Raw genomic sequence first — 18,103 nt, 5'->3', positions numbered from 1 at the left:
CTCAGCGACCGCAACAGCACTTGACTTGCAGGCAGCGCGAAAGCATCTGATCTGGCATGGAAAAAGGCCGCACCTCGACATTCTGCTCTGTGCGCCGCGCGGATTTTGCGCCGGCGTCGACCGCGCCATCCAGATCGTGGAACTGGCGCTCGAAAAATATGGCGCCCCGGTCTATGTGCGGCACGCCATCGTTCACAACAAGTATGTCGTCGACGGCCTCAAAGCCAAGGGCGCCGTGTTTGTCGAGGAACTCTCCGAGATCCCCGATAGCGCCGCACCCGTCGTTTTTTCCGCCCATGGTGTGCCTAAAAGCGTCCCGGCCGACGCCAAGACGCGCAACATGTTCTTTCTCGATGCCACTTGCCCGCTGGTCAGCAAGGTGCATGTGGAGGCGTCGCGCCATTTCGAGGAAGGTCATGAGATCGTCCTCATCGGCCACGCGGGTCACCCTGAAGTGATCGGCACGATGGGCCAGTTGCCGGAAGGCGCCGTGACGCTGATCGAGACCGTCGCGGATGCCAATGCCTTCATCCCGCGCGATCCGAACACCCTTGCCTTCGTCACGCAGACGACGCTCTCGGTCGACGACACCCGCGAAATCGTTGAAGCACTCAAGGCACGCTTTCCGGCGATCAACGGACCGCACAAGGAAGACATCTGCTACGCGACCACCAATCGCCAGGAGGCCATCAAGGCCGTGGCGCCGCTGGTCGATGCCATGATTGTCGTGGGGTCCAAGAACTCGTCCAACTCGCTGCGCCTCGTCGAAGTGGCGCTGCGCTCCGGCTGCAAGGTCGCAACGCTTGTCGACCGCGCCGAAGACATCGACTGGTCGCTTTATTCTGGCCTCTCCTCCCTCGGCGTCAGCGCCGGCGCCTCGGCGCCCGAAAAGCTGGTCGAGGAGGTCATCGACGCCTTCGCCCTGCGCTATGACGTTCGGGTCGAGACCAAGGTCACAGCCGAAGAAAACATCGCCTTCAACATTCCCCGCGTGCTGCGCACGATGGAAGTGGCCGTCGGCCGATGAGCGACCGCGTGGTGATCCACACGGACGGGGCCTGTTCAGGCAATCCCGGACCTGGCGGCTGGGGTGCGATCCTGCAGTTTGGCGCCCACCGCAAAGAGCTCAAGGGCGGCGAAGCTTTGACCACCAACAACCGTATGGAGCTCAAGGCCGCCATCGAGGCGCTGACCGCCCTCACAAGGCCCTGCAACATCGATCTTCATACCGATAGCCAATACGTCAAGAATGGCGTCCAGAGCTGGGTGCATGGCTGGAAGCGCAATGGCTGGCGCACCGCCGACAAGAAGCCGGTCAAGAATGTCGAGCTCTGGCAAGCGCTCGACGAAGCGACGCAGCGCCACGAGATCGAGTGGCACTGGGTCAAGGGTCACGCCGGCGACGAACTCAACGAACGTGCCGACGAGCTCGCTCGCGAAGGCATGGCCCCATTCAAGCAGAAAAAGCCGTCCCGCTCACGCCGCCGGTTTAGCTTCCCGCTTGGGCAGCATGCCCTTGATCGCCCTCCAGGCCGGCGCAATGACGTAGCCGGCCACCGGGATCAGCAGCGCGCCGATCAGGATGCCGAAGACGAAGTCCACTGCAGCCGTCGCCAGCCAGCCGGCAAAGCTGGCAATAGCCGGGAACGTGGCTTCGGCCCAATGGGCTGCTGTTTCGATGATGTGCTCGGGCCAGGCCAGGCCAAACTCGTAAAGCCCATGCACGACGATGCTGCCGCCGACCCAGGTCATGGCAGCGGTGCCGATGATGCTGAGGATGCGCATGAAGTGTGGCATGGCGACGACGATGCCGCGGCCAAGCGCACGGCCACCGCCGGTGCGGCCGTTCTTGGCCAGAAACAGGCCAAAATCGTCGCCCTTCACGATCAGCGCCACGACGCCATAGACGGCAAAGGTGATGCCGATGCCGGCCACCGCCAGGATCGCCGCGCGCGTCCAGAAGTCCGGCGTTTCGATCGCGGCGAGGATGATGGTCATGATCTCGGCCGAGAGAATGAAATCGGTCTTGATCGCGCCGCCGACCTTCTGGTCTTCCAACGTCTGCGGGTCGATCGCCGCCGGCTCAAGCGACGCCTCATGATGCTCGGCCTCGTGCGGCATCAGCGCGTGGAATATCTTTTCGGCGCCTTCATAGCAAAGATAGGCGCCACCGATCATCAGCAACGGCGTGATCAGCCAGGGCGCGAAAAGGCTCAGCAGCAGCGCCGCCGGCAACAGGAACAAAAGCTTGTTCTTGATCGAGCCCCAGGCGATCTTGCCGACAATGGGCAATTCGCGATCGGCCTTGAAGCCTTGCACATAGTTGGGGGTCACCGCGGCGTCGTCGATCACGGCGCCGGCGGCTTTTACGCCTGCCTTGGCAGCCTGCCCGGCAATGTCATCCAGCGAGGCGGCAGCGATCTTGACGATGCCCGCAATGTCGTCGAGCAGAGCTAAAAGACCGACTGCCATCAAAAATCTCCGTTAGCCGGCGACCTTCGAAAAGTCCGCCACAAGGTGCATGGTAACGCGAAGGCGAGCCAAGAGGTTCAAGCGATTAACGCGCACGGCCGGATCGGCGTCGTTGACGAGCACAGCCGTAAAGAATGCGTCGACCGGTGCCCGCAGTGTCGCAAGTTCCGCCATGGCGCCCTTGTAGTCGTCCTTGGCGACATGCGCGGCGACGGCGGCGTGCACGCCATCGACGGCAAAAGCGAGCGCTTCTTCCTCGGGCAGGCGGAACGCAGCCTGGTCCACCGGACCATCATAGCGCGTGCCGTCCTTCTTTTCCTCGGCCGCGAGGATATTGGCGGCACGCTTGTAGCCGGCCAAAAGATTTGCGCCATCGTCTGTCGCCAGCAGCGTCGACAGCGCCTCGGCGCGCTGGCTGATCTGCAGAATGTCGTTGCTGTCCGAAGACAGAACCGCATCGACCAGGTCATGCCGGGCCCCGGCGTCGCGCAAGGTTACCTTGAGGCGATCGTGGAAGAAGGCGAGGAGATCGGCGTCGACCTTGAGCGTGAAGCGCAGGTTATTTTCGGAAATGATGCGAATGATGCCCAGCGCTGCGCGGCGCAGCGCGAAGGGGTCGCGTGAGCCGGTCGGCTTTTCGTCGATTGACCAGAAGCTCGTCAGCACATTGAGCTTGTCGGCCAGCGCCACGGCGATCGACACCGGTTCGGTCGGCACGCGATCGGAGGGGCCGACGGGCTTATAATGCATTTCGACGGCGTTCGCGATTTCCGATGGCTCGCCTTGCGCGGTGGCGTAGTAGCGCCCCATCAGTCCCTGCAGCTCGGGAAATTCGCCGCGACCATCCCGGTGACGAGATCGGCCTTGGCGAGCATGGCCGCACGCTTGGTCTTTTCCACGTCGGCACCCACCTGCGGCGCGATCTCGGCGGCGAGCGCCACAAGCTTTTCCACCATGGCGAACTGGGTGCCGAGCTTGGCGTGGAACACCATGTCTTCGAGCTTGGGCAGGCCGTGCTCGAGCGGAATGGCAAGGTCACCCTGATAGAAAAAGGCGGCGTCCGAAAGGCGGGCGCGAATGACGCGCTCATTTCCTGCCACGACGATCGAGCCGCCGTCGGCAGGGATGGTGTTGCTGGTGATTATGAAATTGGGCGCCAGCTTCCCCGACGCATCGCGCAGGCAGAAGCATTTCTGGTTGGCACGAATGGTGGCGATGATCACCTCTTCGGGGAGTTTGAGGAACTCCGGATCGAACGAGCCCATCATTACATTGGGCCATTCGACGAGGCCCGCGACTTCCTCGAGCAGGCCTTCGTCCTGAATAACCGTCAGCCCCTGTGCAAAGGCCAGGTGATCGGCATCGGTGCGGATGATTTCCTTGCGACGATCGGCGTCCAGCACCACCTTGGCGCGTTCCAGCGCCACGACATAGTCGTCGAAGCGCTTGACGCGGATGGCCTCCGGCGACAGGAAGCGATGGCCGAAAGTCGTCTGCCCCGACTGCAAGGTGAAGGCGGTGAACGGCACCACGACCGGCTCGTCGTTCTCGGTGCCAAAGGTTGCCGTCACGGCGCGCAACGGCCGCACCCAGCTGGCCGTCCCCGAGCCCCAGCGCATGGATTTCGGCCACGGAAAGTCAGCCAGGATTTTCGGCAAGATGCCCGAAAGCAGGTCGACGGCATCTGCGCCGGGCTTGTCGATCCGGGCAACATAAAAGTCGCCCTTCTTGGGATCGCTCTCGACCTTGGCCTCTTCGATCGAGCTCAAGCCAGAAGCGCGCAGGAAACCATCGATCGCCGGCTGCGGCGCCCCAACCTTGGGCCCCTTCTTTTCCTCGCGCGTATCGGGCGAGCGCACCGGCAAGCCGGACACAGCCAGCGCCAGCCGCCGCGGCGTCGCAAAAGCCTTGGCGCCCTCATAAACCAGACCCGCATCGACCAGAGCATTGGTCACGGCCTTCTTCAGGTCCTCCGCCGCGCGGCGCTGAAAGCGGGCGGGAATTTCCTCGGAAAAGAGTTCGAGCAGCAGTTCAGGCATGGCGGCAACCGGGTAGGTGAAGGCAAAGGGTGCTTAGCGCGAGGGCGCGGTTCTGTCGATGGCCTACCAGCCGCCGCCGCCGCCGCCGCCTCCGCCACCGCCGGAGAAGCCGCCGCCGCTTGAGCCGGAGGAGCTGGCCTGTACCGGTTGGGCGGCGACCATGGCCGCGGCCATGCCGGAGCTTGCGGCAGCGACGCCGCGCGACAGGCCGCCATTGCTCCAGCCGCCGTTGCGGCCCGAGTACCAGACCGGCGAATAGCTTCCTTGCGGCTGGGCATTGCGGGCGAGCTCGGCCTCGAAGTGATCGGACCAGGGTTTTTCAACATCGAGCGCGATGGCATAGGGCAGGATGCGCTCGAAGCGCTCCACCGTCAGCGGCGGCTCGTTATTGATGTTGAGCCGGTTCTTTTCGGCCGTGTCGAGATAAAGCCGGAAGCCTTCGATCTCGTCCATGATCTTGCGGCCCTGCACCGTCGGCGCGCGCATCAAGACGGCAAAGATCACCGTCATGACGACGATCGACCCCGCAGCGATCGCGGCGGTGTTGATGGTCACGGTGGTGAGGACAGCGAGCGCCGCACTGGCAAAGTTGAAAAGGAAAATGCCCACGAAGACGATCAGGATGATGCGCTGCACCACATGGCCGGACTTCATGACGTTGAAGAGAACGCTGCCGATCACGCCGACGAAGATGCCGCCAAAAACCGCTGCGACCAGCCAGACCGGATCGAGCGCGTCGAGCGCCACCATGCCGACTAGGGCCAGGATGGCGAGCACGACGCTGAGGACGGCAAAGCTCAGTTGTTGTTAAACCAGATCTTGCGATTTTCCGCTTCGATGGCGCCGGTAAACTCGCTGCGCTTGGTGCCGAGTTCAACGCCACTGGTTTTGTCGAAGCTCACCGAACCGCGCTTGGAAAAATACTCGAACAGCACCTTTTCGCCGGTCGGCAGCTTTTCCCCTGGCTGCTTGCCGGTGGCGGACACGGTCAATGTCTTGGCGGTGTTGTCAATGGTCACCAGCCCCTTGACCCCGAGGTCGAAGATCGCTGCCGTCATCGCCGTCCAGCCAGAGTTTGCAAAACCCCACTTGTGCACATAGTGCACCAGCGCCGGCGAAAAGCCCTTTGGCGGGTGAAAGAGCGGGATCACCGTGCCCTTGGGCGGGTCGCGGCCGATGCGGGACCAGGTGGTAAAATTGAAGGCGAAGAGTGCAATGACCGCCAGGATCGGCAGCCAGATCTCGCGCGTGTCCGAAACGTTCTGCAACAGGGCATCGGCCCCTTGAGGGTAGGCGACGATGCCCGCCGGAAAGGAAACGGCGAAGCTCATTCCCTCCCCGGGTCCGAGTTCCCGCTCGGTGCGGAAGCTCGCCGTCGTGTCGCTTTCGCGCGTGATGGCGACTGCGGTTTCGGTGGACCCGGCCGCGCCGGTGTAGGCGGCAAGGTTCTGGATGGTTGCGCCCTCAGGCAGGGTCACCCGAGCCACGGACTGGAGTATCGGAAAGTCCCAGTAATTGCCCGTGGCATTCCAATAGATCTCGTCGCCATCAGCGCTGGGCCGCGCCATGCGGTCCATCGTGTACCTGATGGTATAACGGTGCACGCCGGTGTTTAGCAGCGCTTCAGGATTGCCGATCCAGATGCGCTGGAACTCACCCATGCGCTCGACCCGGAACATTTCGTCCCTGCCATCGCGACCGACAGTCTCGACATCAAGATCGATGCGGATCTTGGTGCCCGATGCGCTCAGCATCGTCACCGGGATGTCGCGGTAGATGCCACGACGGATGTCGATGCCCTCGGCATTGACGTCGATCGTTTCGAGCACGGCCACGGACCCATCGGTGCGCAGCGTCACGTCCGATGCAAAAGAGCGGATCTCCTCGCGTGCCAAGCTTGGCAGCGCGAGCGCGAGGAGAACAGCCAGGGTGGCGAGTATACGCGACAGCATGATCTTTATCCCGGGAGACATGCCACACTCGATGTCATCCCCGCGAAGGCGGGGATCCATCCTGAGACCTTAAGATGGGCCCCGGCTCAAGGCCGGGCTGACAGCCGGTAGGTGTGGCTATAAAGGCCTAAAACTTTACCGATGGCACGGCGCGCTCGGCTTCGTTATCGAGCTCGAAATATTCCGCCTGCCGGAACCCAAAACTATTGGCGATGATGTTGGACGGTACGCTCTCGACCTGGATGTTGAGGTTGCGCACGGCGCCATTGTAGTAGCGGCGCGAAAGCTGGATTTCGTCCTCGACACCCTGGAGCGCCGTCTGGAATTCGAGGAAAGTCGTGTTGGCCTTGAGGTCCGGATAGGCCTCGGCAACGGCAATGAGTCGGCCCAGCGCCGTCGACAGCTCGCCTTCCGCCTTGGCGCGGGTTTCCGGGCTGGCCGATTGGGCGCTGGTCGCCTTGGCGCGGGCGCTCACCACGGCGTCGAGCGTTTCGCGCTCATGGGCCATATAGCCCTTCACCGTTTCCATGAGGTTTGGAATGAGGTCGGTGCGGCGCTTGAGCTGCACATCGATACCCGACCAGCCTTCCTTGACCATCTGCCGATTGGACACGAGGCTGTTGTAGATGACGATCGCATAGCCGATAAGGCCGACCACGATCGCTAAGATGACCCATTCCATATGCCCAAACTCCCCAAGACGATGGGGCGGACATTGTCAGGTCAGATCGGGCAAATCAATCGGGGGCCGAAGCTATTCCGCGCCGCCGCCAGCGGTCTGCAGCCAGGCCTCGCCGCAGGCCTTGGCCAGTTCGCGAATGCGCAGGATATAGCTCTGCCGCTCGGTCACGGAGATGACGCCGCGCGCGTCCAGCATGTTGAAATTGTGCGAAGCCTTGACGACCTGCTCATAGGCCGGAATGGCCATGGTCTGACGGTTCGCTTCGGCGCCCTTGGCGAGGATGGCGCGGCATTCGCGCTCCGCATCCTCGAAGTGGCGGAACAGGATTTCGGTGTCCGAAGCCTCGAAATTGTACTTGGACTGCTCCTGCTCGTTTTGCAGGAACACGTCGCCATAGGTGACCTTGTCGGCGCCTGTGCGGCCGTTGAAGTTGAGGTCGTAGACGTTTTCGACGCCCTGCACATACATGGCGAGGCGCTCGAGCCCATAGGTGATTTCGCCGGGCACCGGCGAGCATTCAAATCCTGCCACCTGCTGGAAGTAGGTGAACTGGCTCACTTCCATGCCGTCGCACCAACATTCCCAACCCAGGCCCCAGGCGCCCAGCGTTGGGCTTTCCCAATCGTCCTCGACGAAACGAACGTCATGAACCGACTGGTCGAGCCCGATCGCTGCCAGCGAGTCGAGATAGAGCTGCTGGATATTGTCCGGCGAGGGCTTGAGGATCACCTGGAACTGGTAATAGTGCTGCAGCCGGTTGGGGTTCTCGCCATAGCGGCCGTCCTTGGGACGGCGGGAGGGCTGCACATAGGCAGCTTTCCAGGGCTTCGGCCCCAGCGCACGCAGGGTCGTCGCGGTGTGGAAGGTGCCGGCGCCCATCTGCATGTCATAGGGCTGGAGGATGACACAGCCCTGCTCGGCCCAAAAATTCTGCAGGGTCAGAATCAGGCCCTGGAACGAGTTCCGGGGTCCATATGGGCGGGGCGGTCGGTCATCACAAAGTCCCTTGATTGCGGGACAATGCTCTAGTTTGACGCCCCCAGCGGTCAATGCCGCTTGTCGTCGTTGGGGCGATAGGTGCCGTCATCGTCGCGCTTGAGGTCAATGACGTCAGGCCGCTGCCGCTCGGCCAGATCGCGCTCGCGCCGCAGGCGCTTAGCTTCGGCCGCATCGGCGTTGAACTTGCCCGACCAATCCATCCAGATGCGCCGCACGCCGAGATAGATGACGACGGCGATGAAGGTAAACAGCAGGATGCGCAGCAGCATGTCGGACCGATCTTAAAACGTGCACCCTGATTTAAGCGGCCCCTGCCCCGATTACCAGTCGAGCGCGGCCTCGCCACGAAAGATCGCGTCAAAATGCGGCACGAAGCCATTGCCCTCCGCGCCATGGAGGGCACGGCCCGCCAAAAGCGTCAGCGGCGCACGCGAACCCTTGCTGCCGCGCACTAGAATGCGGGTCGCGGGAGCGTCGGGCCTGGAGGCCAGCGGCAAGACTGTCAAACCACCAAAGCGGCCATCGAGTGCCTTGAGCAGCGCGGTCAGCCCTTCCGCCGGATAGATGAAGATCGCCGTTCCCCGGCCCGTGCACTGGCCGCGGCGCAGCGGCCCCAAAGATCGAGCGCGTCGGTTTCCATGTGCCTCGCATCGGCGCGAGCCAGATCGGGCGCCAGCGTCCCCTGCCCTGCAGCAAAGAATGGCGGGTTGGCGATCACGCCGTCATAGCCGTTGTCGGCCCACCCCGCCGCCCGCCGGGCATCCGCCACCGTCAGGTCCGCCTCGATCACCCGGGCACGCGCTTCCAGCCCATTCCCCGCAACATTGTCCCGGGCCAGCGCCGCTGTCGCCGCATCGCGCTCCAAAAGATCGGCCCGTTCCGCTCGCCCCAGGCTCAGCGCCACGAGACCCGCGGTCCCCACTCCGGCCCCCAGATCCAGCAGCCTGCCCGTTCCAGCGGGCGCTGCGGCGCCCAGCAAGACACTGTCGAGCCCGGCGCGAAAGCCGTGGCGCGGCTGCGACAGAGTGAGCCGTCCGCCCAAAAAGGCGTCGCGCGTCGCCGTTTGGTGTTTTACAAAATCTGTTGTCTGGTCTAGGGACATCGCATGCTTTAGGCGGGGTTTGGCGGGACCATATACGGGTCCGCCCGTTTGCCACCAGTGCCTGCATGGCAACAAGGACCTTTAGGCGGTGTCAGTTCTGCCCCAAATCAACCCAGCGCCAGCAATGAACCCGGTGGAGCGCCTGATGGCCGCGACCGCCGACGACATGGCGCGCGTCAACGAACTGATCCTTGCGCGCGCTCATAGCCATGTCGACATGGTGCCCGAGCTTGCACGCTACCTCATCGATAGCGGCGGCAAGCGCCTGCGCCCGATGCTGACCGTCGCCGCCGCCATCCTCTTCGGCCGTGGAACGGGCAATGAAGTCAATTTCGCGGCGGCCGTCGAATTCATGCACAATGCCACGCTGCTTCACGACGATGTCGTCGATGAAAGCGACATGCGCCGCGGCAAGCCTGCTGCCCGCATGGTCTGGGGCAACAAGGCCTCGATCCTTGTTGGCGATTTTCTCCTCGGCCAGGCCTTCATGATGATGGTCGAAACCGGCGACATCCGCTCGCTGGGCGTCCTCTCCGCTGCTTCCGCTGTCATGGCCGAAGGCGAAGTGTTCCAACTCGCCAAGACCGGCGACCTCCAGACCTCGTCGGAGGATTATGCCGAGGTCATCCGCGCCAAAACGGCCGTGCTCTTTGAAGCCGCCTGTGAAGTGGGTGCCATCTCCGGCGGCGCCGACGAAGCCGGCTGTAAGGCACTGGCGCTTTATGGGCTCGAACTCGGCAATGCCTTTCAGCTGGTCGACGACGCGCTCGACTATGGCGGGCAGTCCGGCACCTTGGGCAAGAATGTCGGCGACGACCTGCGCGAAGGCAAGATGACGCTGCCGGTGATCTTGGCGCTGCAATCGGCCAGCGACAGCGAACGCGCCATCATTGCTAATGCTCTGGGCAATGCCGAGGCCAGCGATCTTGAAGTTCATCAGGTGGTTGCGATCTTTACGCGGTACGACACTCTCAAGCGCACCTTCAGCAAGGCGCAGGAGCATGCTGCCGCAGCGGTGGCCGCGCTTAACGGTCTTCCGGATAGCGAAATGAAGTCGATCCTCATCGACGTCGTCGAGCACAGCGTCAGCCGCGCCAGCTAAGCCCTCGCGCCAGGACCGGCGCGGCGGCGACCCAATAGTCCGGATGAAGCTTGCGGATTTCGTTGGCCGCCTCGTGTGCCGGACCCTCGGCGCCGAAAAGCCCGAAGACCGTTGCCCCCGATCCCGACATGCGTGCCAGCATGCAGCCGGAAGTCTCCGCCAGTTCCTCGATCAAGACGCCGATCTCGGGCACGAGCTTGACTGCCGGCGGCTGCAGGTCATTGCGGGTTTCCCCAGCCACAGCCCCAGCTGCGCCGGCCGCGTCATCGGCGATGGCAGCGCCGGCAGCGGATAATTGTCATGGGCGCGCAAGCGCCGGAACACATCGGGCGTCGAGACCGCGATCAGCGGGTTGATCAGCGTGATGTAGAGCGTCGGAAATTCCGGCAGCGGCGAAAGGATTTCGCCGACGCCTCGCGCCACCAGCGGGCGCGACATCAGGCATGCCGGGACATCGGCACCAAGTTTGGCAGCCAGATCGAAGAGTTCCGGCACGGGCACCGGTTCCTCGGCAGAAGCCGCCATGATGCGCAGGGCGGCCGCCGCGTCGGCCGAGCCGCCGCCGATGCCGGCTGCCACCGGCAGGTTCTTGGTCAGATGCATCCGCAGGCCCGGCAACGACTGGTCCGGCCATTGGTCCCGGAAGGCCGCAGCCGCGCGCAAGACCAGATTGTTCGGACCCGTGCCCAGCGCCCGGCCGAATGGACCCGAGATCGCGAGACTATCGCTTTCGGCCTCTTCCGCACTTAGCTCGTCACCGAGGTCGGCAAAGACGATGAGGCTTTCGAGATCATGATAGCCGTCTTCACGCCGGCGCGTGACATGAAGCGCCAGGTTCACCTTGGCCGGTGCCGACTCCGAAAACACGGCGGACATCGAAACCTATTCGGTTTCGGTCTGCGGCGTCAGCCCTTCGGCAAGTTTGGGCGCAGCGCGCGCGGCAACCTTGCCCTCCTTGTCGACCGAGGTGGCGATGTTCCACTGGAAACGGGCCTCGCGCTTGCGACCCACCTTCCAATAAGCATCGCCCAGATGATCGTTGATCTCGGGGTCGTTGGGCAGGATGGAGACGGCGCGCTCCAGCGTTTCGACCGCTTCGTCGATGCGATCGAGTTTGTAGAAGGCCCAGCCAAGCGAATCGATGATGTAGGCGTCCTCGGGCCGCGCAGCGACAGCTTTCTCGATCATGCCAAGCGCCTCGTCCAGGTGCATGTCCTGGTCGATCCAGCTATAGCCGAGATAGTTCAGCACCGAAGGATGATCCGGATTGAGCGTCAGTGCCTTCTGGAAATCCGCCTCGGCTTTCGGCCATTGACCATCACGCTCATAGGCAATGCCGCGAACATAGTAGAGCCCCCAGTCGGACGCGGCCTCGCCGCCCGAAATGCGCAGCGCTTCGCTATAGGTTTCGGCAGCGTCGGCCCAATCTTCATTGGCCGAAAGCATGTCGCCCAGCGAGGACACGGCCTGAAGATCGTCGGGGTTGAGGGCAACGATGTTGCGCAGGCGGCGGATGCCCTCCTCGCGATTGTCGCCGGCGTCGAGATTTTGCGCGATGCGGATCACCGCGGTCGGCTTCATCGGCGAACTGACCGGGATGGCGTCGTAGAGCGCGTTGGCGGCTTCATGCTGACCGGCAAGGTCGAGCAGTTCGCCGACCGACATCTTGATCAGGTCGCCGGCTGGGTCGAGGTAGATGGCAAGCCGCAGGAACACCAGGGCAAGGTCGGCACTGCCATCGCGTGACAGCGCAACGCCGATGCCGTGGAACATTTCTGCGGCACCGACCTGGACGCTAGATGGGAAAAGATCGGGCTTCTCGCCGGCTTCAAGCGTCGCGCGCAATTGCGTGGTGATCGGGTGCTTGACGCCCTGCGCTTCGAACTCGTCGATAACGTCGAGCGCCGCATCCACCTGACCATCCGCGGCAAGCATCTTGGCATAGGCTTCGACGATGCGCGGCACGAATGGTTCGGCCTCGAAGGCCTGTTCGGCATAGCGCAGGGCCTTGTCGGTGTCGCCCGAAACCTGCGCCATCAGCGCGCGGTGGAACACCAGGAAATCTCCAAGTCCATCGGCTCCAAGCTTGCCCATTAGCGCATCGGCTTCCTCTCCACGGCCGTCGCCGACCAGCGCCCAACCGCGGAGGATGCCAGCGGTAATGCCGGCAAAGCTGTTCTGGCCGACTTCGGCCAATTGCCGCTCGACGGCACCATAGCGGCGTTCTTTGAGCGCCTCGGTGGCGACGACCAATTCCGCCAGTTCGGAAACCGGCTGCAGTTCGATCAAGTGCTTGGCCGTCGTCGATGCTTCGGCAATGCGGCCGTCGGCGGCCAGCGCCACAAAGGCACGATCAAGCAGGATTGGATTGTCCCAGTCGGCTTGCGCTGCCTGATGGAAGGTACGCGCCGCTTCATCGGTGCGCAGGTCCTTCATGGCCTGCTGCCCAGCCAAAAAGCCGCCCGATACGCTGGGGCGGAACATGCGCAACAGATCCTGCGCCGCAGTATTGATATCGAAAAGGCTGGTCTGGGCCGCAACGGGCGAGACCATCAACGCCAGGAAACCGGCCGCTGCGACACGCAGGGCACGACGGGAAAAGTTGAGATTCACGAGGCTTGGGTCTCCCTATGCCGTTGCCGGCAGCTTTGGGGGAAAGATTGTCCGTTTTGGGACCGCGCCGCAAGGCTATGCGCCAAAAGGCCGGTCACATTCCGATGTAGTTGGGTCCGCTGCCGCCTTCGGGCGGCACCCAGGTAATGTTTTGCGCCGGATCCTTGATGTCGCAGGTCTTGCAGTGCACGCAGTTCGCGGCATGGATGCGGAACACCGTTGCTCCACCTTCCTCCGCCACCTCGTAAACCCCGGCAGGACAATAAAGCGGCGCCGGCTCGCCATAGCGCGGCAGGTTTTCGCGGATCGGGATGGTCGGATCGGCAAGCTTGAGATGCACGGGCTGGTCTTCGTCATGCGCCAGATTGGCGAGATAGACCGAGGCCGCGCGATTGAAGGTCAGCTTGCCGTCCGGCTTGGCATAGCTGCGCGGCGTGACGTCCGCGATCGGCGTGAGCTTTGCAAAGTCTTCGCCGCCATGCGAGCGCAGGTTGAGCGGCGACGATTTGAAGATCGCGCGCCACCAGAGTTCGGCGCCGATGGCCAGGGACCCTGCCACCGTGCCAAGCCGGGACCAGAGCGGCTTGGCATTGGCCACCTCCTGCAGCTCGCGGGCAATGCCGGTGCGCATGATGGATGGTCCAAAATCCTCGATAAGATCGTGCTGCCGGCCCTCCGCCAGTGCGGCTCCGACCGCATCGGCAGCGCCAATGCCGGAAAGGATCGCGTTGTGAATGGCCTTGAGCCGCGGCGCATTCATGAAGCCTGCCGCGCAACCGATCAGCCCACCGCCCGGAAAGGCCAGCGTCGGTACCGACTGCCAGCCACCGGCGGTCAGCGCCCGCGCGCCATAACTGATGCAGGTGCCGCCCTCGAGCAGCCTGGCCACCGACGGATGGGTCTTGAAGCGCTGGAACTCGTCGAAGGGCGAAAGCGTCGGATCGCGGTAATCGAGATAGGTGACGAGCCCGACATAGAGCTTGCGATCCTCGGCGTGATAAACGAAGCCGCCGCCCGCCGTGTCGTTGCCCAGTGGAAAGCCAAGATAGTGGTCGACCTGGCCGGGATGGTGCCGATCTGCCGGCACTTCCCAGATTTCCTTGATGCCGAGGCCATATTTCTGCGGTTCGCGATCAAGCCTGAAGTCGCTCTTGATACGCTTGGCCAATGAGCCCCGCGCGCCCTCGGCGATCAGGGTATACTTGGCTTCGAGCGCAATGCCTTCGGCAAAGCTCGACTTGGGATTGCCGTCGTGGTCGCGACCGAGGTCGCCGGTGATGATGCCGCGCACCGGCCCGTCGCCGGTCCTGAGCACATCCACCGCTGCCGTCATCGGGAAGATGTCGACGCCCAGTTCCATCGCCTGTTCGCCCAGCCACTGCACCAGCCGGCCAAGGCTGACGATGACACCATCGGGCGTTTTCATCTGCGGCGGCACCAGGGCGTGAGGCAGCGTGAAGTCACCCGTGGCCGTCAGGAAGTGATACGTGTCCTTGGTGACATCGGGCCCAACCGGCGCGCCCTTCAGCCGCCAGTCCGGGATCAGCGCATCGAGCCCCACCGGATCCATCACGGCGCCACTCAGGATATGCCCGCCGATCTCGGCCGACTTTTCCACCACCGTCACCGCAAGTTCGGGATGGCGCTGTTTTAGCCGGATTGCCGCAGCCAGGCCCGAGGGGCCGGCGCCGACGATCAAGACATCGGTGGGAAGCGTTTCGCGAGTGCCGGCTTCTGCCATTGAACAAGTCTCTTCGGGGGCCAGGGCGCGACTGGTCGCACCCGACGCGGTGTGACATAAGGAGCCCGATGTCTCAAGATCGACCGCCGCTCAACAACGCCGAATTGCTTTCGGTGCTCGATTGGTATCGGGCCGCCGGGGTTGACATGGCCGTGGGCGAGGACCCGGTCGACCGCTTCGCCCAGCGTGCCCCCGCGGCAACGCCGCAGGCAAAAGCTCTGCCCGCAGTTGCCGCGCCAAAACCTGCCGGCCCGGTCGGTGGTGACCCTGCGCAAGCGCGACAGCTCGCCGCTTCGGCACAATCGCTTGATCAGTTGCGTACCATCCTCGACGCCTATGACGGCTGCGGCCTCAAATTCCGCGCCACGCAGCTGGTCTTCGCCGACGGCAATCCGGACGCCGAGATCATGCTGATCGGCGAAGCCCCGGGCGCCGAAGAGGACCTCCAGGGCAAGCCCTTCGTCGGCCGCGCCGGCCAACTGCTCGATCGTATGCTTGGCGCCATCGGCCTCGACCGCACAAAGGTCTTCATCGTCAACACCGTCCCCTGGCGCCCGCCCGGCAATCGCGCCCCGACACCGGAAGAAATCGAACTCTGCCTGCCCTTCCTCGAACGCCAGGTGGAACTGGTCTCGCCCAAGCTTGTCCTGACGCTTGGCGGCCCGGCCATGCAGACCGTGTTCAAGAGCAAGAACGGCATCATCAAGATGCGCGGCAAGTGGGAAACGCTCTCGATCGGCAGCCACAAGGTCGACACCTTGCCAACCCTCCACCCCGCCTACCTGCTCCGCAATCCGCCCGCCAAGCAGCAGGCCTGGCGAGACCTGCTGGCTCTCAAGGCGAAGATGGTGGAATTGGGGCTGGGTTGAAGCTGGCACGATCCGGGATTAGATTAATGCAAGGAGCACACGTCATGTCTCGATCAGCCCGGCGCTACACCCCCGAAGAAGAAGCCGCCATGCGAGCACAAGGTCTTAAGCCGGTAACGGTTTGGGTCTTCGACACTGATCGGCCAGGTTTTGCTGAAGAGTGTGCTCGACAGTCTCGTTTGCTTGCCGAAGCGGACGCACGAGACCCGACGATTGACAGCTTTATGGACGCTGCGAACCGGGATATGGATTTGCCGCCCTATGAAGAGGACTGACATCGTCACCGTCGTATTGGCGGGTGACCTGGGGAAGCCTCGACCTGCTCTCGTTCTGCAGTCTGATCTCTTTTTCCAAAGTGCCAGTGTTGTCGTTGCGCCCATGACAAGCGACATCAGCGATGCGCCATTTGCGCGCGTGACGGTGCATCCCACAGGGGCCAACGGGCTGAGAAAGCCAACGCAGATCATGTTGGACAAAATTACAAATCTGCGGCGAGAAAAGGTGGGCAAGATCATCGGCACACTTGAGAACGACCGGATGGCGCAAGTCGAAAAAGCGCTATCGATTTTCCTCGGACTTGCCTGATCAAATTAGCTATAGCCACGTTGTCGTCACGTTCAGGTGATTTGAGGCCTGAACCCTCCAACGAAGGCCGATAGCGTCATGGCTTCCGTCATCAAGATCTATGCTCTGTTTCTTGGCTCCGCGCTCCTGATGTTCGGCGGCGGCCTGCAGGGCCTGCTGCTGTCCGTGCGCGGTGCGGAAGAGCAATTTTCGCTGCTGGCGCTAGGCCTTATCGGCACCGGCTGGTCCGTCGGCTTCGTCGCCGGGTCGCTGCTGGTGCCGCAGATCGTGCGCAATGTCGGCCATATCCGCGCCTTCTCGGTGATGGCGGCAATCGGTACGATCACCATCCTTCTCAATCTCCTCTGGATCAACGATATCGGCTGGATCCTTCTCCGCGCCCTTTCCGGCTTCTGCTTTGCTGGCGCGGCGATGATCGTTGAAAGCTGGCTCAACGAAGTCGCCGACAACAAGAACCGCGGCACAATCTTTTCAGTCTATGTCACCATCAACATGGCCGCCTCGACGCTGGGGCAGATCGCCATGTCGATCACCGGCACCGCCGGCTACATTCCCTTCGTCATCGGCGCCATCAGCTTCATCTGCGCCGTGCTGCCCACGGCCCTGACCTCGAGCCCGCAGCCAAAGCCCCTGAGCAATGCGCGCATCGATGTGCGGCTGCTCTACAAAACCTCGCCGGTCGCCGCCATCGCGGCTTTTTCCGTCGGCATGGCCAATGGCGCCTTCGGCACGCTGGCGCCCGTTTATGGCTATGAGCGCGGGCTCGATGCCGGCGGTATCGCCCTCCTTTTTGCGGTCGCCGCGATCCTCGGAGCCGTCGCACAGGTGCCATTCGGCCGCCTCTCCGACCGTATCGACCGCCGCCTGGTGCTGATCGGATTGTCGAGCTTTGCAGCGCTGGTCGGCGCCCTCACCGTCATCATCAATCCCGAGGCGGGCTGGGGCATGTATGTGCTTTTTGCCGCCTATGGCTTTGCCGCCAACCCGATCTATGCCGTCGCCGTCGCCCATGCCAACGACTTCGCCAAGGACGGCGATTTTGCCAAGATCGCCGGCGGCATGCTGCTTATCCTGGGCATCGGCCTTGCCATCGGACCCGCGGTCGCCTCGATGATCATGGGCGCCTGGAGCCCGGTCGGCCTCTTCGTCGTCACCGCCACCTTCCATGCGGCCTTGGCCATCGCGGCCTATCTGCGCATGCGCATTCGCCGCAGCGTCGATGCTGCCGATCGCGCGCCGTTCCAGCCGATGAGCGACCGCAATGCAACGCCGGAAAGTTTTGTGCTGGACCCGCGCACCGATAATGATACGGACGTTTCTCCGATGCACCGCGAAGCGGCGGTGCCCGAAGAGCTGATCGAAACAATGGAGCCCGGAAGCGATGTTCAAGACGGCAAAGTTTGAGGATCGCGCCTTCAAGCCCCTCCGGATCGCCGTCATCGCCGTATCCGACACGCGCACGCTCGAAACCGACACGGGAGGCGCACTCCTGAAATCGCTGCTCGAGGCGGACGGGCACCAGTGCTTCGAGCGCCAGGTCGTGCGCGACGATATCCAGCTGATCCGCGCTGCCCTCCAGTCCTATGTCGCCCATCCCGATGTCGACGTGATCCTCACCACCGGCGGCACCGGCTTTTCCGGCCGCGACGTCACGCCCGAAGCCATCGAGCCCCTATTCGACAAACGCATGGAAGGCTTTTCCGTGCTGTTCCACCAATATTCGGCGACCACGGTCGGCACGTCCTCGCTGCAATCGCGCGCCACGGCGGGCCTCGTCGGCGAGACCTTCGTGTTCTGCCTCCCCGGCTCGCGCGGCGCCTGCCGCGATGCCTGGGAAGGCATTTTGAGCCACCAGCTCGATTACCGCCATGCCCCGTGCAATTTCGTCGAGCTGATGCCGCGCCTTAGCGAACGCTGATCCCGGCAGCATCCCAAACGAAAACGGCG

The 18,103-nt window shown here is 63.2% G+C and carries 19 protein-coding genes and 2 pseudogenes; 8 read left to right on the top strand and 13 right to left on the bottom strand.

Annotated features, from left to right (window positions below; all coding sequences use genetic code 11):
* The first annotated feature begins 25 nt into the window (after window positions 1-25).
* Window positions 26-1,027, top strand: a complete 1,002-nt coding sequence (gene ispH, locus G5575_RS07240; RefSeq protein ID WP_235935658.1) for a 4-hydroxy-3-methylbut-2-enyl diphosphate reductase — start codon at window positions 26-28, stop codon at window positions 1,025-1,027.
* Window positions 1,024-1,464 (top strand): annotated as a pseudogene (gene rnhA / locus G5575_RS07235) (ribonuclease HI); the annotation flags it as partial. The gene ispH and the pseudogene rnhA, both read left to right, overlap by 4 nt.
* 12 nt (window positions 1,465-1,476) lie before the next feature.
* On the opposite strand, the gene G5575_RS07230 reads toward rnhA, so the two are convergent.
* From G5575_RS07230 to G5575_RS07190, 9 genes and pseudogenes are all read right to left on the bottom strand, one after another.
* Window positions 1,477-2,472 (bottom strand): DUF808 domain-containing protein, encoded by a 996-nt coding sequence (locus tag G5575_RS07230; RefSeq protein WP_164533656.1) that lies wholly within the window; start codon window positions 2,470-2,472, stop codon window positions 1,477-1,479.
* 12 nt (window positions 2,473-2,484) lie between these two features.
* A pseudogene (gene glyS / locus G5575_RS07225) lies at window positions 2,485-4,511 on the bottom strand (glycine--tRNA ligase subunit beta).
* A 63-nt stretch (window positions 4,512-4,574) separates the two neighbouring features.
* The gene (locus G5575_RS07220; protein ID WP_164533655.1) at window positions 4,575-5,288 is read right to left on the bottom strand and encodes a DUF2207 family protein; all 714 of its coding nucleotides are present in this window, start codon (window positions 5,286-5,288) and stop codon (window positions 4,575-4,577) included.
* A gap of 20 nt (window positions 5,289-5,308) precedes the next feature.
* Window positions 5,309-6,463 (bottom strand): DUF2207 domain-containing protein, encoded by a 1,155-nt coding sequence (locus G5575_RS07215; RefSeq protein WP_164533654.1) that lies wholly within the window; start codon window positions 6,461-6,463, stop codon window positions 5,309-5,311.
* Window positions 6,464-6,590: 127 nt separating this feature from the next.
* Window positions 6,591-7,145 carry a LemA family protein gene (locus G5575_RS07210; protein WP_164533653.1) on the bottom strand — a complete coding sequence of 185 codons (555 nt, stop codon included), beginning with the start codon at window positions 7,143-7,145 and terminating at the stop codon, window positions 6,591-6,593.
* Window positions 7,146-7,217: 72 nt separating this feature from the next.
* Window positions 7,218-8,156, bottom strand: a complete 939-nt coding sequence (locus tag G5575_RS07205) for a glycine--tRNA ligase subunit alpha (RefSeq protein WP_164533778.1) — start codon at window positions 8,154-8,156, stop codon at window positions 7,218-7,220.
* 35 nt (window positions 8,157-8,191) lie between these two features.
* On the bottom strand, window positions 8,192-8,413 hold the full coding sequence (locus G5575_RS07200; protein WP_164533652.1) for a hypothetical protein: 222 nt from the start codon (window positions 8,411-8,413) through the stop codon (window positions 8,192-8,194).
* A 51-nt stretch (window positions 8,414-8,464) separates the two neighbouring features.
* Window positions 8,465-8,641, bottom strand: a complete 177-nt coding sequence (locus G5575_RS07195; protein WP_164533651.1) for a hypothetical protein — start codon at window positions 8,639-8,641, stop codon at window positions 8,465-8,467.
* 47 nt (window positions 8,642-8,688) lie between these two features.
* A complete protein-coding gene (locus tag G5575_RS07190; protein ID WP_164533650.1) occupies window positions 8,689-9,246 on the bottom strand; it encodes a tRNA1(Val) (adenine(37)-N6)-methyltransferase in 558 nt (185 codons plus the stop codon).
* Window positions 9,247-9,391: 145 nt separating this feature from the next.
* Here G5575_RS07190 and G5575_RS07185 point away from each other — a divergent pair, with 145 nt between their 5' ends.
* Complete coding sequence (locus G5575_RS07185; protein ID WP_235935656.1) at window positions 9,392-10,348, top strand: polyprenyl synthetase family protein; 957 nt, start codon at window positions 9,392-9,394, stop codon at window positions 10,346-10,348.
* Here G5575_RS07185 and G5575_RS20185 read toward each other — a convergent pair.
* The 4 genes from G5575_RS20185 to G5575_RS07170 form a co-directional block, all read right to left on the bottom strand.
* Window positions 10,332-10,541 (bottom strand): hypothetical protein, encoded by a 210-nt coding sequence (locus G5575_RS20185; RefSeq protein WP_207633012.1) that lies wholly within the window; start codon window positions 10,539-10,541, stop codon window positions 10,332-10,334. The two genes, G5575_RS07185 and G5575_RS20185, sit on opposite strands and share 17 nt — an antisense overlap.
* Window positions 10,520-11,224, bottom strand: coding sequence for a 4-(cytidine 5'-diphospho)-2-C-methyl-D-erythritol kinase (locus tag G5575_RS07180; protein ID WP_207633011.1), 705 nt, complete (start codon window positions 11,222-11,224; stop codon window positions 10,520-10,522). Before G5575_RS07180 ends, G5575_RS20185 begins: the two co-directional genes overlap by 22 nt.
* A 6-nt stretch (window positions 11,225-11,230) precedes the next feature.
* Window positions 11,231-12,961, bottom strand: coding sequence for a tetratricopeptide repeat protein (locus G5575_RS07175; protein ID WP_164533649.1), 1,731 nt, complete (start codon window positions 12,959-12,961; stop codon window positions 11,231-11,233).
* 94 nt (window positions 12,962-13,055) lie between these two features.
* Entirely contained in the window at window positions 13,056-14,702 is a 1,647-nt protein-coding gene (locus tag G5575_RS07170) for an electron transfer flavoprotein-ubiquinone oxidoreductase (protein ID WP_164533648.1), read from the bottom strand.
* A 68-nt stretch (window positions 14,703-14,770) separates the two neighbouring features.
* Here G5575_RS07170 and G5575_RS07165 point away from each other — a divergent pair, with 68 nt between their 5' ends.
* The 5 genes from G5575_RS07165 to moaB all read left to right on the top strand — a co-directional run bounded on the left by G5575_RS07165 (window position 14,771) and on the right by moaB (window position 18,074).
* Window positions 14,771-15,571, top strand: a complete 801-nt coding sequence (locus G5575_RS07165) for a uracil-DNA glycosylase (RefSeq protein ID WP_164533647.1) — start codon at window positions 14,771-14,773, stop codon at window positions 15,569-15,571.
* Window positions 15,572-15,615: 44 nt separating this feature from the next.
* The gene (locus G5575_RS07160; RefSeq protein ID WP_164533646.1) at window positions 15,616-15,846 is read left to right on the top strand and encodes an antitoxin MazE family protein; all 231 of its coding nucleotides are present in this window, start codon (window positions 15,616-15,618) and stop codon (window positions 15,844-15,846) included.
* The gene (locus G5575_RS07155; protein WP_164533645.1) at window positions 15,833-16,156 is read left to right on the top strand and encodes a type II toxin-antitoxin system PemK/MazF family toxin; all 324 of its coding nucleotides are present in this window, start codon (window positions 15,833-15,835) and stop codon (window positions 16,154-16,156) included. Before G5575_RS07160 ends, G5575_RS07155 begins: the two co-directional genes overlap by 14 nt.
* A gap of 78 nt (window positions 16,157-16,234) precedes the next feature.
* A complete protein-coding gene (locus tag G5575_RS07150) occupies window positions 16,235-17,560 on the top strand; it encodes an MFS transporter (protein WP_164533644.1) in 1,326 nt (441 codons plus the stop codon).
* Complete coding sequence (gene moaB, locus G5575_RS07145) at window positions 17,538-18,074, top strand: molybdenum cofactor biosynthesis protein B (protein ID WP_164533643.1); 537 nt, start codon at window positions 17,538-17,540, stop codon at window positions 18,072-18,074. The genes G5575_RS07150 and moaB overlap by 23 nt, the downstream gene beginning before the upstream one ends.
* Window positions 18,075-18,103: the final 29 nt, after the last annotated feature.

Source organism: Devosia aurantiaca, assembly GCF_011058215.1.
Lineage (GTDB): Bacteria > Pseudomonadota > Alphaproteobacteria > Rhizobiales > Devosiaceae > Devosia > Devosia aurantiaca.
The sequence above is the reverse complement of the archived record's forward strand: the minus strand, read 5'-3'. Positions and strand labels throughout refer to the sequence as shown.

What these genes read in the sequence shown, in the direction of transcription:
- G5575_RS07160 (WP_164533646.1), top strand. Translation starts at nt 15,616, where the DNA reads ATGTCTCGATCAGCCCGGCGCTACACCCCCGAAGAAGAAGCCGCCATG.
- G5575_RS07200 (WP_164533652.1), bottom strand. Translation starts at nt 8,413, where the DNA reads ATGCTGCTGCGCATCCTGCTGTTTACCTTCATCGCCGTCGTCATCTAT.
- G5575_RS07155 (WP_164533645.1), top strand. Translation starts at nt 15,833, where the DNA reads ATGAAGAGGACTGACATCGTCACCGTCGTATTGGCGGGTGACCTGGGG.
- G5575_RS07230 (WP_164533656.1), bottom strand. Translation starts at nt 2,472, where the DNA reads ATGGCAGTCGGTCTTTTAGCTCTGCTCGACGACATTGCGGGCATCGTC.
- G5575_RS07150 (WP_164533644.1), top strand. Translation starts at nt 16,235, where the DNA reads ATGGCTTCCGTCATCAAGATCTATGCTCTGTTTCTTGGCTCCGCGCTC.
- G5575_RS07185 (WP_235935656.1), top strand. Translation starts at nt 9,392, where the DNA reads ATGGCCGCGACCGCCGACGACATGGCGCGCGTCAACGAACTGATCCTT.
- G5575_RS07165 (WP_164533647.1), top strand. Translation starts at nt 14,771, where the DNA reads ATGTCTCAAGATCGACCGCCGCTCAACAACGCCGAATTGCTTTCGGTG.
- G5575_RS07215 (WP_164533654.1), bottom strand. Translation starts at nt 6,463, where the DNA reads ATGCTGTCGCGTATACTCGCCACCCTGGCTGTTCTCCTCGCGCTCGCG.
- G5575_RS07180 (WP_207633011.1), bottom strand. Translation starts at nt 11,224, where the DNA reads ATGTCCGCCGTGTTTTCGGAGTCGGCACCGGCCAAGGTGAACCTGGCG.
- G5575_RS07170 (WP_164533648.1), bottom strand. Translation starts at nt 14,702, where the DNA reads ATGGCAGAAGCCGGCACTCGCGAAACGCTTCCCACCGATGTCTTGATC.
- G5575_RS07190 (WP_164533650.1), bottom strand. Translation starts at nt 9,246, where the DNA reads ATGTCCCTAGACCAGACAACAGATTTTGTAAAACACCAAACGGCGACG.
- moaB (WP_164533643.1), top strand. Translation starts at nt 17,538, where the DNA reads ATGTTCAAGACGGCAAAGTTTGAGGATCGCGCCTTCAAGCCCCTCCGG.
- G5575_RS07210 (WP_164533653.1), bottom strand. Translation starts at nt 7,145, where the DNA reads ATGGAATGGGTCATCTTAGCGATCGTGGTCGGCCTTATCGGCTATGCG.